The sequence below is a fragment of the Sphaerothrix gracilis Ecp01 genome (assembly GCF_030405905.1).
GTDB lineage: Bacteria > Cyanobacteriota > Cyanobacteriia > Phormidesmidales > Phormidesmidaceae > Sphaerothrix > Sphaerothrix gracilis.
In genome coordinates this window covers 91477-104680 of the sequence record NZ_JASATW010000004.1, presented here as the reverse complement: position 1 = coordinate 104680, position 13204 = coordinate 91477, and the positions used below count along the sequence as shown (strand labels likewise).

Genomic DNA, 13204 nt, shown 5'->3' with positions numbered 1-13204 from the left:
AAGTCGGGCAAGCCGATCTATATACCTAGAGATACAAATATTTAGAGTTTCTTTATGCAAAAGTGCTTCCCGCTAAGATGACAGGGTATAGTCAATCTGAAGTTCTGTAGGTCAACGGTGGCGCAATCCTCGCCCAAATCTGCCAAAGTGCTGGCGATTATTAATGGCAAAGGCGGAGTCGGCAAAACGACAACGGCGGTCAACCTAGCGGCTATTTTTGCAGAACGCATGTCGGTGCTGCTAGTCGATGCCGATCCGCAGGGGTCAGCTACCTGGTGGTTTGAGCGGGGCGAAACACAGCTAGGATTCGACTGCACCCAAGAAATTAGTCCGGCGCTGCTCTCTCAGCTTCGAGAGGTGCCAGATTATGAGCTAATTGTGGTTGATACGCCGCCAGCGCTCAGTTCAGAAGCGCTACAGGCGGTTATCCCAACGGCAGACTACTTACTTTTGCCGACTCCCCCAGCCCCTATGGATCTCACCGCTTTAATTACAACGGTGAAGGAAGCCGTGATGCCCACCGGCATTAGCCACCGGGTACTGCTCACTAAGGTAGATACCCGCAGCCTAGGCGAAGCGCAAGAAGCGCAGAACACGCTGATGGAGCTGAATATTCCAGCCTGCCAAACCGTTATCAGAGCCTATAAAGCTCACGAACGGGCGGCTCTGGAAGGACGAGCTATTACCCAGTGGCGGGGTCGGCAAGCCCGATCTGCCCAAACTGACTACTGCGGCGTTGCCAACGAAATACAGCAAGACTGGAGAGAATCATGACTAAAAAACGCCTATCTGACCTGCTGCGCGAAGAAGCAGATAAACCAGAAGCCGCTGCTGCAGATCAGTCGGCTAAGACGGCAAAAACTGAACCGACGGCAGCAGAGTCTGAATCGCAGCCTAGTAAGTCGCCCAAAGCGGCCAGTCGTAGTACCCGTAGCCGAGGGCCGACCAAGGCCGATTTGGAAAAGCGCGTATCTGAGCTAGAAACGTCTTTGACAGAAGCAGCGGAGCGCGAAGCAGAAACAGCCAAGCGCAGTGAAGGACTGAAGGCTGATCTCAGCAAGCAGCAGGAACTCATTTTCCAGCTCAAAGAACAGCTAGAGGAGAGCGAGACCGCCGCCCAAAAAAATGCCCAACAGCTAGAGCAGGTCACAACTGAGCTAGAGGAAGCTAAAAAGACCATCTTGCACCTCAGCGAAGCTTCCAAAGCCCCTGCCACCCAGGTAGAAACCCCCGCCGCTGCTCCGGAACTGCAGTCCACTGCGCCCAAGCAGCGTCAGCAGCTAGCGCTTAGCTCTCGCCCTCCCAGCCGCGATCGCACCTCGACTCCCCGGCCTCCGGCAGCCCTGCCTCGCTACGTGGCCCCTGCTGCTCAGCCGAAGATGCTTACCGATGATGAAATCGGCTGGGTGGACTAAGCCTATTGCACCTGAATCCGGGCCAAAGCGGTGTCGCGGTAGTAGTGGGCCAGGATCTGACGATAATCAGCCCCCTGAGCTGCTAAGTTATAGGCTCCCCACTGGCTGAGGCCAATGCCGTGACCAAACCCGCGCCCGTAGACTTCCACACCACCCCCTTCCACAATGTTGAGGGAGAACAGGGTGCTGCGTAAGCCCAAAGCGCGGCGCAGTTCATCGCCGCTCAGCACTCTAGTGCCCAGGTTCCCCTGTAAGCGCATGGTGACAACCCGTCCGCGCGGTGTAGTGCGCTCCGGGACCGCCGCGATCAGATTACCCACGCCGGGGATGCGCTGCCGGAACTGATCGGCGCTAAAGCTTTCAACCCACTGATAGACTGGCGCACCCTCGTCAAAATCCTTAACGCCGCGCAGATAGGGCAGCGGCTGCGTCCAGACATCCTCAACATTTTCGGTATAGCCGCCAGAAGAGGAGTGAAAGACTGCCTCAATGATCTGACCGCCATAGGTAAGAACTTGGCCGGTGGTGGCATCTACAGCGGCATGGGTCGTAGCAGTTTCATCCACAACGCCCCGGTAGACCTGCCAGGTTGTAGTACCGCCTACGTCATAGAGGGTATTGCTGGCGTTTTGACGCTTATACAGGGCATAGGAACGGGCAGCCACCGCCTGGGCCTGCAATGCCTGCAGCGGCCAGTTAGTCGGCATCTCCCCGCCGAGAACGCTGTAGAGGTAAGCTTCTATATCGACGTAGTTGATGGCCAAGAGGCCGGAGCTAGACGGCATCACCAAAACGCGACCCCGATACCAGCGATCGCCGATGTAGACATAGCCTCCTTCATCTGGCTCTACCCAAAACATATCGCCCTGCCAGTCGCCAAAGGTAACCTGACCGTTGGCGTAGTCGGCCTGCATGGCCTGCTGGCCGGGAAGCTGCCAGAGGGCCTGACCAGAGGCGTCACGAATAACGGCATTGGTAGAGCTACCTAGCGTCACCTGATCGGCACCATTGCGAATAGCAACGCGCAGCTCTAGCTGGGCCCGGGCGGGCAGAACAACCAGAAGCCACACAAAGAAAGCTCCCCACCAGGGAGAACTTTTTTGCAGGAGTGACTTGAACTGAAAAGTCAAAAACTTAGATAAGCGCTGATCAGCCATAGGGACAATCTGTCTCTTGCTGCAAGGTTTGCTGGAGGACAAACGGGTGTAATCTCAGGGGATCATCCTGCCCTAGATGGATTATGAAGGACAAGCTAACTTCAAAGTTCCGCAATTTCTCGGAATCTGAAAGTTGAGTTGACTACCTGAGCGTATTGTCGCCTTACTTTAAGCGCGTGTCTATCACAGTTATCAGGAAAATTTAGCAGGTCTACCCAAAGCAGCCGCTCTGTGAAGCGTTTTGCTGCGCGAATCTACCCGGCCTCAAAACTTGTTTTAGAAGAAGCCCGCCGTTTCATAAAGGCGTCTTAACAGGGCCAAAATTTTAGCCCCATAGTTTGGGTCGGCGTCCCAGCGACCGCTGAGCTGCTGCACCAAGGGAGCAATGCCTCTCGGCACGAAGCGAAAACGCGGATCTACCCGTTCCTGCACTAGAGGCTCAATGCTGGCGTAGGCTTTGAGGTGCTGAATCTGGGCTCGGACACCGATGCGAGCGCTGATAAAGCTGGCCCCATCGGGCTGCCCCCCTGCGGCCCCAATGCCGCCAAAGTTGTAGTTGAGTGCCGTTAGATTGCCCGTAAATCGCAGAAACTCGGTTTCGACACACATCTGGCAAAAGGCAATGTCGTAATTGACCCCTTCAATGGTGGCTTCTTCTCGGTAAAGCTTGGGCAAATCTGGGAAGTTGTCCAACCCTTTTTCATTGTTGGCTTTGAGAAAGACAATGAGCTGGACTTCGGAGGTATTGCCGTGCCCCATGATGCTGTCAATCAGGCCAGGGCAAATTTTTAAAGTGACCAGCGATCGCAGCAGCACCGTGCGCGTCGCCGCATCCCAGCCTACAGAAATATTGAAGTCACGTAAATCAACCGCTTTGACATAGACCACATTGCCGTAGCGGATGCGTCGCACATTGGGGTCGCTAGCCAAGTCAACGCCGAGCTGATCGACCACATCAATGGGAATATAGGCATTGTTGTTGATGATGATGCCTTTCTCGCCATAAAGGCCGCCGTTAATGCTGATGTTAACTTCCGGATAGACAGTCGGACCTTCAACCGGCGGAGCGTTATTAGAAACGGCTCGGCTCCAAGCTGCTAGACCGTCGGCAATGCCCAGAGCAATTTCGCGGCGGCGATTTTGCAACAGATTGAGGTCTTCAGAGTTAGTGAGGAAGGCAATTTCCATCAGCAGAGAGGGCCCCGCTACCTGACGGCAAAAGGCCAAAGCGCCTAATGCGGAAGCCGTATCGGGTTTAGCCCCCCGGCTAGGCAGTTGGGGTACCCGCCGCAGCAGCGCTAGCAGCAGCAGCTCGGCCTGATTACGCCGGACTTCGTTATTGGCAATATAAAAAACGGTGGCTCCACGAGCGACTGCATCGGGTGAGTTGCTGGCGTGCAGCTCTAAGGCTACATCTTCAGGCGCATAGCGAGCATTGATCCAGGCAATACTTTGAGCGGCGCTGAGATCATCGGGGACAGATAGGGTGGTAAAGCCGCGCGATCTCAGTTCTGGCACCACCAGGTCCCGAATTTGGATCATCTCTTTGGCTTCATTGGTTGCCCCCAAGATAATACCTGGATCAAAAACGCCTCCTTCTAAACCACCATGACCTGCTGAAACAAAAATTTTTCCCATCTGAGTTTTCCTACTGCAGATACTGCCGCCGCCAACCAGCATAGTTGATGCGGTACTCTGACTGGCAAGGATACCGCAACAGCGGTCAGTCTACCCGGTCGTCTGCTATTAAAACGATCAAATATAGCTGCTTCATGTCTACTCCCCACCTCGCCCGCATCGATCTCTACCCGATCAAGTCCCTTGACGGGGTCTCAGTTCAGCAGACCTCTCTCTTACCCAGCGGGGCAATTATGGGCGATCGCCGCTTTGCCCTGTTCGATGCTCAAGATCGCTTGATCAACGGCAAGCGGACAGCCAAAATCCATCAAATTCGGACCCACTTCACCCCCGACCTCGCCGTCGTTACCCTGCAGAGCAATCAGCAGTCGCCGGTTAGCTTTCATCTTCCCCAGGGCAAAGCTGCCCTAGAGGACTGGTTTAGCCAATACTTTGACCAGCCTGTCTATCTACGGGAAAACCGAGACATGGGCTTCCCTGACGACACCGCTTCCCCTGGCCCCACCGTGATCAGCACCGCTACTCTAGCCGCGATCGCCGCCTGGTATCCGCCCCTAACTGCAGCCGATATCCGCCAGCGACTACGCACCAATTTAGAAATTGAGGGGGTGCCTGCTTTTTGGGAAGATCGGCTTTTTAGCGCGTCAGGAGTACCTGTTGGCTTTCAGATTGGCAATGTCAGGTTAGAGGGAATTAATCCCTGCCAGCGCTGCGTAGTGCCGACGCGAGATCCTCAGACCGGCGAAGCCATACCTCAGTTTCAAAAAATCTTTGCCCACCAGCGATCGCAGAACTTACCCAACTGGGCAGCGCGATCGCGCTTTAACCATTTTTACCGGGTGGCGATCAACACGCGGCTAGCCCCCGATGCCACTGAGCGGTGGCTACAGGTAGGCGATCGCATTTTCACAGAAATAGATGATTAAATACAGCGCTAATTTTTATGACGCTTAAAATAAGCCTGGGGTTATAGCCTACAATGCTGCCAATTCTCTTAGGAGTGCTTCAGAATCTGTCGGCAGATTCAGCCTAATGGCGGAGACAGACTCCGTCGCTGGGAGCTATATCAATTATCTCTGCCGTCTTAAACTGCGGGCACATTAAGTTTAGTTGGCATTCTTGCTAACGGTTTGCCCACCTCCACTTAGCGTACTCGGAAGACAGCCTATGTTGCACTGTGCCATTTGTCGAAAACGCATTGTCCGAAATCTAGCCGCCATTACGGCTGCCTGGACGGTGACGCTTTTAGGCCTCTCTCATATTCACAAATCTGCGAACCGAGATCTGCAGGCTTACAAATTGAGTAATCTGCGGGATTCAGCCATGTACGTGCTGGTTGTCCGGGCTACTCAGCGGTAACCGAATTGGCATAAAAGCCAAGCTGAGTTGCAACGGGTCGCTCTCGCATCGGCCATTTGGTGTGAATGGGAGCATTGAGGATCTGCGGCAGACCGTTAGCTGTCGTGACCAAGGTGGTAGAGCCGCCACCGTCGAGGTTGAGCGCTGTCTCAGCCCCCAGCTCTTGCAAAATTGCCGCTACTTCTGCCAGAGTCATGCCTTCGCTGTAGCGGGGCTGTTTGCCGTCAATGACCACTAACCACAGGGTTTGGCCGTTGCGATCAAGGCCAACCGCCGCCCGCGCGTAGGGCTTCTCGGCAAAGTCAGCGGGTATGGCAGGCTGCCCCTGCTGAAGCACAATCGGTGTGCCAGCGATCGCCTCGGTGGTTTCAGCCGGACAGGTACCGTCAGCTCTGATCACAGCTTGTTTGGACAAAAAACAGAGGGCCGGAAAGTCGTCGCTAGCAGGGGCATAACTTTCTCCGGCAGCAACGGCTAGCCCTACCGGACGGGCCAGTTCACCGCTGTGAGGGAAATAGTTCCAGGGGGTTTCTTCTCGAAAGGGGTGAAAAAAGTGGCCGTTGATAGCAATTTGGAGCTGAAACTGCTCTACAAATTCTGAGGTGGTGCGGGCAGCGGCGTGATCTCCCTCAACCGGATCGGCAGGGGTGACGAAGGGCCGAATATTGGACTGGCTTAGATCAACCTGAACGATATGCACCACATTGGGGCGAGGGGAAATTCTGACCTGACGCTGGTAGGTGATACCTTGAAACAGGACCTGAGCCGCCTCGGAGCGATCAGGGCGCTGAGCCTGCCGCCAGCCATAGGCCAGAATAGGCAGTAGCAATAAACTAGCGCCTAGCCCGCAGCCGATCGCTTTAGCAACGGTTAGAGAGTCGTTTGAGAGTGAGTAGAACGGATTCTTCATGGCTAGGCGATCGCGGCAGTTTTTTCAGCAGACATTACAGAATCGCTCTTTTCGCAAACAGGATTTGAGAGCGGCTAGTTTTAGCTATTGTGACCTGCGGGGCGCGGATTTTACGCGGGCGCAACTGCGGGCCGCCCATTTTCACGCAGTCCGCCTAGGGCGATCGCCGCTGAAGCTGATTGTTGCCAGCGCTATTGCCTTATTGGCGGCTGGGATTATGGTGCGAGCGCTGGAGCAGCTAGTTTTTGGTGCTTTAGGCATAACTCCAGAGCAGACAGCCTGGCCGTTTGTGGTAGCGCTGTGGCTAGCATTGGCGATCGCAGGGGGGCTTTGGAGTGGGGCTAGGCTGCTGCCTGCTGGCTGGCTGAAGCAGCTAGCCCTGGGACTGGCAGCGGCAGCAGCGTGGGCACTGGTGGGCTTTTTCTATGGCGGTATGGCAGCCAATGAAGATCCGATCATAGCCAGTGGAGCAGCCGCGATCGCGGCGCTGGTAGGAGGCAGCCTACAGCTAGCCTTTTCTCGCAGCAGCCAGGTTATAGTTGGCAGCTTTAACACCATTACCGCATACGGACTGGCTTTTTTAGCGGGAACAACGGCTAGCAGCTATCTGACCACGGGGGGCGGGGGGCAAGGGCTGCTCTGGGCTTTGCTATGTTTAGGGTTTATTGCCTGCACTCTGGTCAACGGGGCGAGCGTTTACCAAGCAGTCAGCCAAGTTGCAGCTACCTGTTTTCACCGGGCTAACCTTTTAGAGGCTCAGTTTACAGAAATTAAGCCAGGCGAGGCGGATTTTTCAGGAGCGATCGGAATAAGCTCTGAGGATATTTATAGAGTGCTGGGACGGTAGCGGCTTGGCCGGGCCAATCTCCTACCGGAAACTGATAACGGAACCATCCTGGGCGCGGCTGATTTTGGCTATGAATGGAAGCGCAAGCAAGCGGCTCCCACTCACAAGTGGCAGATTCATACCTTGAGTTCAGCAATACCATAGCTTTGTATCTTGCCCTGAATCATCCCTGTAGGATTTGGCTGATGGAGATTCCTGAAACGTTCGTGTATATCGTGCTGATTTTGGCAGCCTTTATTGTGATTGCTCTATTTGCGCTTTAGAGCAGTTGTGCTTTTGAACTGGACTGAAATTTCAACATGGATCTGATTGCTCAAGTTCAGCGCTGGGTCAAACAGATAAGCCGCAGACGGCAGCTTCAAGGGCTGCTGCTGTTACTGCTGCTGGGTCTAACGCTGCGATCGCTGCCCTATCTGGCCCCTATCCGCGCCAGCGATTTAGCACAAGACGATCAGGCGCTGTCGTTTAGCGATCGCCGGGGGCTGCCCCTGGGGACGGTGCTGACTCGCACCCAGGAGCAGACGGCTAGCGTACCGCTAGATCAGGTTTCAGCCAATTTTATTCAGGCCATCATTGCTGCTGAAGACCAGCGATTCTATCAGCATGGAGCCGTTGACCTGCAGGCAGTGGGTCGGGCCTTACTGGAGGCGGCTCAGGCGCGGCAGATTGTCAGCGGGGCCTCAACAATTACGCTGCAGCTAGCGCGTATGCTGCAGCCAGCACCGCGATCGCTGCCGAGCAAAATCCAGGAAGTTTGGCGGGCTTGGCGGCTGACGGCAGGCATGAGCAAGGCCGAAATTCTCACGGCCTACGTCAACCGTTTACCCATGGGGGGCAATGTCTACGGGGTAGAAGCGGCAGCCCAGGTCTACTTTGGCACTCCGGCGGCGGATCTGAGTGTAGCCCAGGCCAGTCTGCTAGCGGCCATCCCCAATGCCCCCAATCAGCTCCATCCCCATTACCACTGGCAGGCGCTGAAGCGGCGACAGGCTTACGTGCTCGACCGCATGGTGGCTGAGGGCTATCTGACTCAGGCTCAGCGCGATCGCGTCTATGGCGAAGACGTAAAGCTGCAGTTGCCGACATCAGACCTTCTCACAGCGCCTCACTTTGTCTTTTGGCTGGCTGAAAACCTGCCGGCCCAATCTCCTAGTCAGGTGCGCACGACGCTCGATCGGCCCCTGCAGCAGTTTGTGGCCGCGCAGGTACAGCAGGTGGTGCAGGCGCTAGTGACTCACCACGTTAACCATGCTGCTGTGCTGGTAATTGAGAATGCTACGGGTGAGGTGCTGGCCTATGTGGGGTCACCCAGCTACTTTGGCGATCGCCCGGCCAATCGCAATGACGGCGTGCAGGCCCTGCGTCAGCCCGGTTCCACCCTCAAGCCCTTTCTCTATCAACTCGCCCTAGAAACGGGCACCCTGCGGCCCAACTCGATTCTGGCGGACGTACCCACCCACTACCCAATTCCCAAGGCCCAGCTTTACAGCCCCACGGACTATGACGAAACCTTTCAAGGCCCGGTGCGGCTGCGGTTGGCCCTGGCGAATTCGCTGAATGTACCAGCGGTGCGAGCGCTGGAGCAGGTGGGAGTGGACGCCTTTTTAGAACGCTTGCGAGAGCTGGGGTTTGAGCATCTGACGCGATCGCCCCAGCACTACGGCCTCGGACTGGCTTTGGGCAGCGGCGAGGTGAGTCTGTGGGAACTGGCCCGCGCCTACTGGCATCTGGCTCGCCCCGATCTAGCTGAGTGTCCGCTGGTGACGGTGATGGGCGGGCAGACCTGTGAGCCGTCAGGTAAGCCAACCGTGAGCGCAGCGCTGATGACGGATATGCTGAGCGATCGCCATGCCCGGGCGCTAGCTTTTGGGGTCGATTCAGTTCTGTCTCTGCCGTTTCCAGCGGCGGTGAAAACGGGCACCTCTTCTGACTTCCGCGACACCTGGACGGTGGGCTTTACCCGCGACTACACGGTGGCCACCTGGGTGGGCAACTTCAGCGGCGCACCGATGCGGCAGGTTTCTGGCGTCACGGGGGCGGCGCCTCTGTGGCAGCGAATTTTGCTGCATCTGCATGAAGATCGAGAGCCTGCCGCTTTTGATCCACCTGCGGAACTGGTGAAGCGGCCCATCTGCGCCACCACTAGCCTGCGACCCACTGCAGACTGTGAGGCCGTGGTGGAAGAGTATTTTTACCCAACAGATCTGGTGACCTATGAAAATGATGGCTTAGATCCGTCTGCTCCAGGACAGGCAAACCTGGCGTCTAGGGTGAACTCGGAAGAATTGCGCATTCTCTCGCCCCGCCCGGATGACTATTTTGTCTTGTCTACGACTGAGAGCGCTCAGCGGCTGGCGCTGAAGATTGCCGCTCCGGCAGATCAGCCTGTCACCTGGACGCTCAACGGTCAGCCCCTAGAAACTACCGAGACAAATACGCTGTTTTGGCCGATGCAGGTGGGGACGTGGACGTTGGAGGTCGCTAGCGGCCAAAAGCACGATCGGGTTCAGTTCCAGGTGCAGCTTGCGGAGGAGCAGCCCCCACAGCGGGGATTTTCGCTGCGTAGCGATAGACCCTAAGTTCATTCAGGTAAAACTTATTTATCATCTGGGTCATCCAGAAAGATTAGAGCAACTTTTATAGCGGTTTTTTTCATGAAGACAAAAACACCTTTAAACAAAGGATATTTTTTGATAAATCCATCAAAATACAAATTAATTGTTTCTTCTGAATTTAATTGAAATGATTTTCTGAGAGAATTAGCAGCATCTTGAGAGCGCTTCAACCGATTAAGCGCAAGGTAATGATAATACCAATAGAAGTAAGTAACAGAATTTAGCTCAATAGCACGCTCATAGCTAGCGATCGCCTCTTCATAGCGGCCTAAATGATGAATTGAATAACCTCGGAGATACCAGGCCACATGGCGATTTTGATCAATTTCAAGCGCCTGATCAAAAGCGGCGATTGCTTCCTCGTGACGGCTCAATTTATTCAGCGAAATTCCTCGACTCTGCCAAGTTTCATCATCATTTGAGACAAGTTCAAGGGCATTATCATAGCTGGCGATCGCTTCCTCGTGTCGACCTAATTTACTAAGCGACAGCCCCCGGTTATACCAGGCCGCATTATTGTCTGAATTAATTCTGAGGGCACAGTCATAGCTGGCGATCGCCTCTTCATGGCGATCCAATCTATAAAGTGCTAGACCCCGGTTATACCAAGCAATATTTTTATTGGGGTCGAGTTCGAGAGCGCGGTCATAGCTGGCGATCGCCTCCTCATAGAAGCCTAATGCGCTAAGAGAAACACCTCGATTACACCAAGCCTTATAATAATTTGGGTTTAGCTTGAGAGCACGGTCATAGCTGGCGATCGCCTCTTTGTAGCAATTTAGATCGGTGAGTGATAGTCCTCGGTTGCACCAAGCTAAATCATTGTCTGGATTAATTTCAAGGGCACGGTCGTAGCTGGTAATTGCCTCTTTATGACGACCCACCTTATCAAGCGATATACCTCGGCTGTTCCAGGTACTATCAGCTTCTGGATCTAATTTAAGAGCCTGGTCATAGCTGGCAATCGCCTCTTCATGGCGGTTCAATTCATCGAGTGAAAGACCTCGATTATGCCAGGTAACATCATCGCCTGGTTCCATCTGAAGAGCACTGTCATAGCTGGTAATTGACTCCTCGTAACGCTCAAAGAGATTGAGAAGATCACCCTTTAAGTAGAGATCTTGAAGATCAGTGACATCAATTTCGCAAGATTTTTGCCAAGCTTTTATTAAACTTTCAATTTTGCCATTTTCAAAATGAATCCATCCTAGCTCGTAATACAGCCTAAATTTTTGCTCTGGCAAGGTTTCATTAGCTGCTAATTGCTGTCTAATCTCTAAAGCTTTTCGGTTTCTTTTAACTTTGGAGAGCTGTTTGATTGAATGGCGATCCTTTTGCCGAAATTCTTCAATCTTCTGTTCAATTGACATAGCATTTTCGGAATTGAAATGACTTTGCTCATCGAGCAAAAAATGAAATTGCCTTGAGGTAGAATTTTATCTCAACCCAAAAATTGAAGATCCCGGCGAAGTCAGCAAGCTGGCCAAAGCAGGCAGCAACCCGCAAGAAAACGCCATGCAGCGCCTCGCCAAACGGGCCACGACAACCCTCAAAGCGATCGCTGACCCCCTCACCGCCGCCTCCACCCTTGCCACCGCCTGCCAAAACCTGCTGCCGCTGATTTTGACCCTGTTCTAACCCGCTACTGCAAAAATTCAGCGCTGGCCCTAGACGCTTTGCTTGAGAAAACGGCTCAGCGTCGGCGTTAAATAAGTCGCCAACGTCGTCGGATCTACTCCCAGCTCCGTTTTCTCCTGGGCCGCCGCTATGCCCGCCTGGGCGTGCCACCACGCTCCGCCCAGCGCCGCAGCCAAAACTGCCTGCAGCTCATCCTCCGCGCCCATTGCGGCTAGGTGCTGGGCCATCAGGCCGCCTACCAGTCCCGTCAGCACGTCGCCGCTGCCGCCTCGTGCTAGGGCAGACGTACTTTCAGGATTAAACCAAAGCTGCCCGTCAGGATGGGCGATCGCCGTTCTCGCGCCTTTCAGTAAAATGACTGCCCCGGTTTGCTGCGCCGCCATTTGGGCCGCCTCCCCGGCATCAGCTCCCTGTGCCCTTATGTCGGGAAACAGCCGCTTAAATTCCCCCGGATGAGGTGTTAGCACCGTAGGCACCGATCGCTGGCCGAGCCGCTCAATCGGATTTAGCTCAGCTAAACAATTCAATCCATCGGCATCTAGCAGCAGCGGGCGAGCGCTCTCCAAACAGCTTTTCACTAACGGCTGAGCCTCCCGCGTTAAACCAGGGCCAATGGCAACGGCTTGAAATGAGCTGAGTTCAATATTGTCTGGTAGCTGGGCGATCGCGCCGCCTTCGGCTTCCGGGCAGCCGATAATCAGCGCCTCCGGATGCGTAGCCACCATCGTAGCTCTGAGGGTTTCGGGCACCGCGATCGAAAGCATCCCCACGCCGCTGGCCTTAGCCCCTAGCCCAGAGAGAATGGCAGCCCCCTGGTAGCGGCGGGAACCACAAATCAACAGCAAGTGCCCCGCTTTATATTTATGGGAAGCAGCCGGACGAGGCAGGGGCAAACGGGCGATCGCCTCTGCCTGCAACAGCCGCTGCACCTGCGGCTTGTCGCCTAGCACCGCCCAAATATCTGCCAGCGGAATATCAAAGTCAATCAGCCACGGCTGGCCGATGAAGTCCAAAGCAGCGTCCTGCACGAAGGCCCGTTTCCACAGGCCCAAGCAGCAGGTCGTCGCCGCCCGGATGGCCGTTCCCATCACCTCACCGCTATCGGTGGCAATGCCAGAGGGCAAATCAATGCTTAAAACTGGTATGGGCCAGTGGTTAATTTGATTGACGGCAGCGGCTAGGTCATTTTCTAGAGGCCGACCCAGGCCAAAGCCGAACAGCCCGTCTACGATCAGGTCGCAATCTTGCAAATCGGTAACGGTTTCAGCAAAGGAAATGCCCAAGTTCCAGGCATATTGGGCGTGGTGATCTGTCAGCTTTTTCAGCTTTGATAGGGGTTGAAAAATTTTGACCTCATATCCCTGAAAATGCAGCTCTCGCCCCACCACCAGCGCGTCGCCACCGTTATGCCCAGGCCCGACTAAAATACCAACGCGGGCAAAGCGCGATCGCGGATACTGCGCTACCAGTGCCTGAGTGATATGCCCAGCTACCTTCTCCATCAGCGCCGCGACCGGCATACCCGCCTCAAAGATGCGGCTCTCAATCTGCTGCATCTCGTCAGCCGTGACCAGAAAAGGCTGAATTTCGCTGCGCGGAGCGGATGAGGGACTATAAGCAGTCAT

Annotated in this window: 12 protein-coding genes; 7 read left to right on the top strand and 5 right to left on the bottom strand. The window is 54.8% G+C overall.

Annotation, left to right across the window (positions count from 1 at the left end; all coding sequences use genetic code 11):
• Positions 1 to 117: 117 nt before the first annotated feature.
• Positions 118 to 774, top strand: a complete 657-nt coding sequence (locus tag QJQ48_RS05500; protein WP_346290203.1) for a ParA family protein — start codon at positions 118 to 120, stop codon at positions 772 to 774.
• On the top strand, positions 771 to 1415 hold the full coding sequence (locus QJQ48_RS05495; protein WP_346290202.1) for a hypothetical protein: 645 nt from the start codon (positions 771 to 773) through the stop codon (positions 1413 to 1415). The genes QJQ48_RS05500 and QJQ48_RS05495 overlap by 4 nt, the downstream gene beginning before the upstream one ends.
• A gap of 2 nt (positions 1416 to 1417) precedes the next feature.
• Here QJQ48_RS05495 and QJQ48_RS05490 read toward each other — a convergent pair whose 3' ends face one another.
• Together QJQ48_RS05490 and tftA are read right to left on the bottom strand one after the other, a co-directional pair.
• Positions 1418 to 2572, bottom strand: coding sequence for a SpoIID/LytB domain-containing protein (locus QJQ48_RS05490; RefSeq protein WP_346290201.1), 1155 nt, complete (start codon positions 2570 to 2572; stop codon positions 1418 to 1420).
• 276 nt (positions 2573 to 2848) lie between these two features.
• A complete protein-coding gene (gene tftA / locus QJQ48_RS05485; RefSeq protein WP_346290200.1) occupies positions 2849 to 4210 on the bottom strand; it encodes a hormogonium tapered terminus morphoprotein TftA in 1362 nt (453 codons plus the stop codon).
• Positions 4211 to 4257: 47 nt separating this feature from the next.
• Here tftA and QJQ48_RS05480 point away from each other — a divergent pair, with 47 nt between their 5' ends.
• Together QJQ48_RS05480 and QJQ48_RS05475 are read left to right on the top strand one after the other, a co-directional pair.
• Positions 4258 to 5136 carry an MOSC domain-containing protein gene (locus QJQ48_RS05480; RefSeq protein ID WP_346290199.1) on the top strand — a complete coding sequence of 293 codons (879 nt, stop codon included), beginning with the start codon at positions 4258 to 4260 and terminating at the stop codon, positions 5134 to 5136.
• A 241-nt stretch (positions 5137 to 5377) separates the two neighbouring features.
• Complete coding sequence (locus QJQ48_RS05475; RefSeq protein WP_346290198.1) at positions 5378 to 5569, top strand: hypothetical protein; 192 nt, start codon at positions 5378 to 5380, stop codon at positions 5567 to 5569.
• Here QJQ48_RS05475 and QJQ48_RS05470 read toward each other — a convergent pair.
• Positions 5556 to 6479, bottom strand: a complete 924-nt coding sequence (locus QJQ48_RS05470; RefSeq protein ID WP_346290197.1) for a phosphodiester glycosidase family protein — start codon at positions 6477 to 6479, stop codon at positions 5556 to 5558. The two genes, QJQ48_RS05475 and QJQ48_RS05470, sit on opposite strands and share 14 nt — an antisense overlap.
• On the opposite strand from QJQ48_RS05470, the gene QJQ48_RS05465 reads away from it, so the two are divergent.
• A complete protein-coding gene (locus tag QJQ48_RS05465; protein WP_346290196.1) occupies positions 6478 to 7326 on the top strand; it encodes a pentapeptide repeat-containing protein in 849 nt (282 codons plus the stop codon). The genes QJQ48_RS05470 and QJQ48_RS05465 overlap by 2 nt on opposite strands.
• A 299-nt stretch (positions 7327 to 7625) precedes the next feature.
• Complete coding sequence (gene pbpC, locus QJQ48_RS05460; RefSeq protein ID WP_346290195.1) at positions 7626 to 9905, top strand: penicillin-binding protein 1C; 2280 nt, start codon at positions 7626 to 7628, stop codon at positions 9903 to 9905.
• A gap of 17 nt (positions 9906 to 9922) precedes the next feature.
• On the opposite strand, the gene QJQ48_RS05455 is transcribed toward pbpC, so the two are convergent.
• A complete protein-coding gene (locus QJQ48_RS05455) occupies positions 9923 to 11311 on the bottom strand; it encodes a tetratricopeptide repeat protein (RefSeq protein ID WP_346290194.1) in 1389 nt (462 codons plus the stop codon).
• A gap of 145 nt (positions 11312 to 11456) precedes the next feature.
• Between QJQ48_RS05455 and QJQ48_RS05450 the strand changes: the two genes are divergently transcribed.
• Positions 11457 to 11579, top strand: a complete 123-nt coding sequence (locus QJQ48_RS05450; protein ID WP_346290193.1) for a hypothetical protein — start codon at positions 11457 to 11459, stop codon at positions 11577 to 11579.
• Between the two features lie 29 nt (positions 11580 to 11608).
• Here QJQ48_RS05450 and QJQ48_RS05445 read toward each other — a convergent pair whose 3' ends face one another.
• Complete coding sequence (locus tag QJQ48_RS05445) at positions 11609 to 13204, bottom strand: NAD(P)H-hydrate dehydratase (RefSeq protein WP_346290192.1); 1596 nt, start codon at positions 13202 to 13204, stop codon at positions 11609 to 11611.

Coding starts and splice junctions, on each gene's coding strand:
- QJQ48_RS05495 (WP_346290202.1), top strand. CDS start 771: ATGACTAAAAAACGCCTATCTGACCTGCTGCGCGAAGAAGCAGATAAA.
- QJQ48_RS05490 (WP_346290201.1), bottom strand. CDS start 2,572: ATGGCTGATCAGCGCTTATCTAAGTTTTTGACTTTTCAGTTCAAGTCA.
- tftA (WP_346290200.1), bottom strand. CDS start 4,210: ATGGGAAAAATTTTTGTTTCAGCAGGTCATGGTGGTTTAGAAGGAGGC.
- QJQ48_RS05480 (WP_346290199.1), top strand. CDS start 4,258: ATGCGGTACTCTGACTGGCAAGGATACCGCAACAGCGGTCAGTCTACC.
- QJQ48_RS05475 (WP_346290198.1), top strand. CDS start 5,378: ATGTTGCACTGTGCCATTTGTCGAAAACGCATTGTCCGAAATCTAGCC.
- QJQ48_RS05465 (WP_346290196.1), top strand. CDS start 6,478: ATGGCTAGGCGATCGCGGCAGTTTTTTCAGCAGACATTACAGAATCGC.
- QJQ48_RS05470 (WP_346290197.1), bottom strand. CDS start 6,479: ATGAAGAATCCGTTCTACTCACTCTCAAACGACTCTCTAACCGTTGCT.
- pbpC (WP_346290195.1), top strand. CDS start 7,626: ATGGATCTGATTGCTCAAGTTCAGCGCTGGGTCAAACAGATAAGCCGC.
- QJQ48_RS05455 (WP_346290194.1), bottom strand. CDS start 11,311: ATGTCAATTGAACAGAAGATTGAAGAATTTCGGCAAAAGGATCGCCAT.
- QJQ48_RS05450 (WP_346290193.1), top strand. CDS start 11,457: ATGCAGCGCCTCGCCAAACGGGCCACGACAACCCTCAAAGCGATCGCT.
- QJQ48_RS05445 (WP_346290192.1), bottom strand. CDS start 13,204: ATGACTGCTTATAGTCCCTCATCCGCTCCGCGCAGCGAAATTCAGCCT.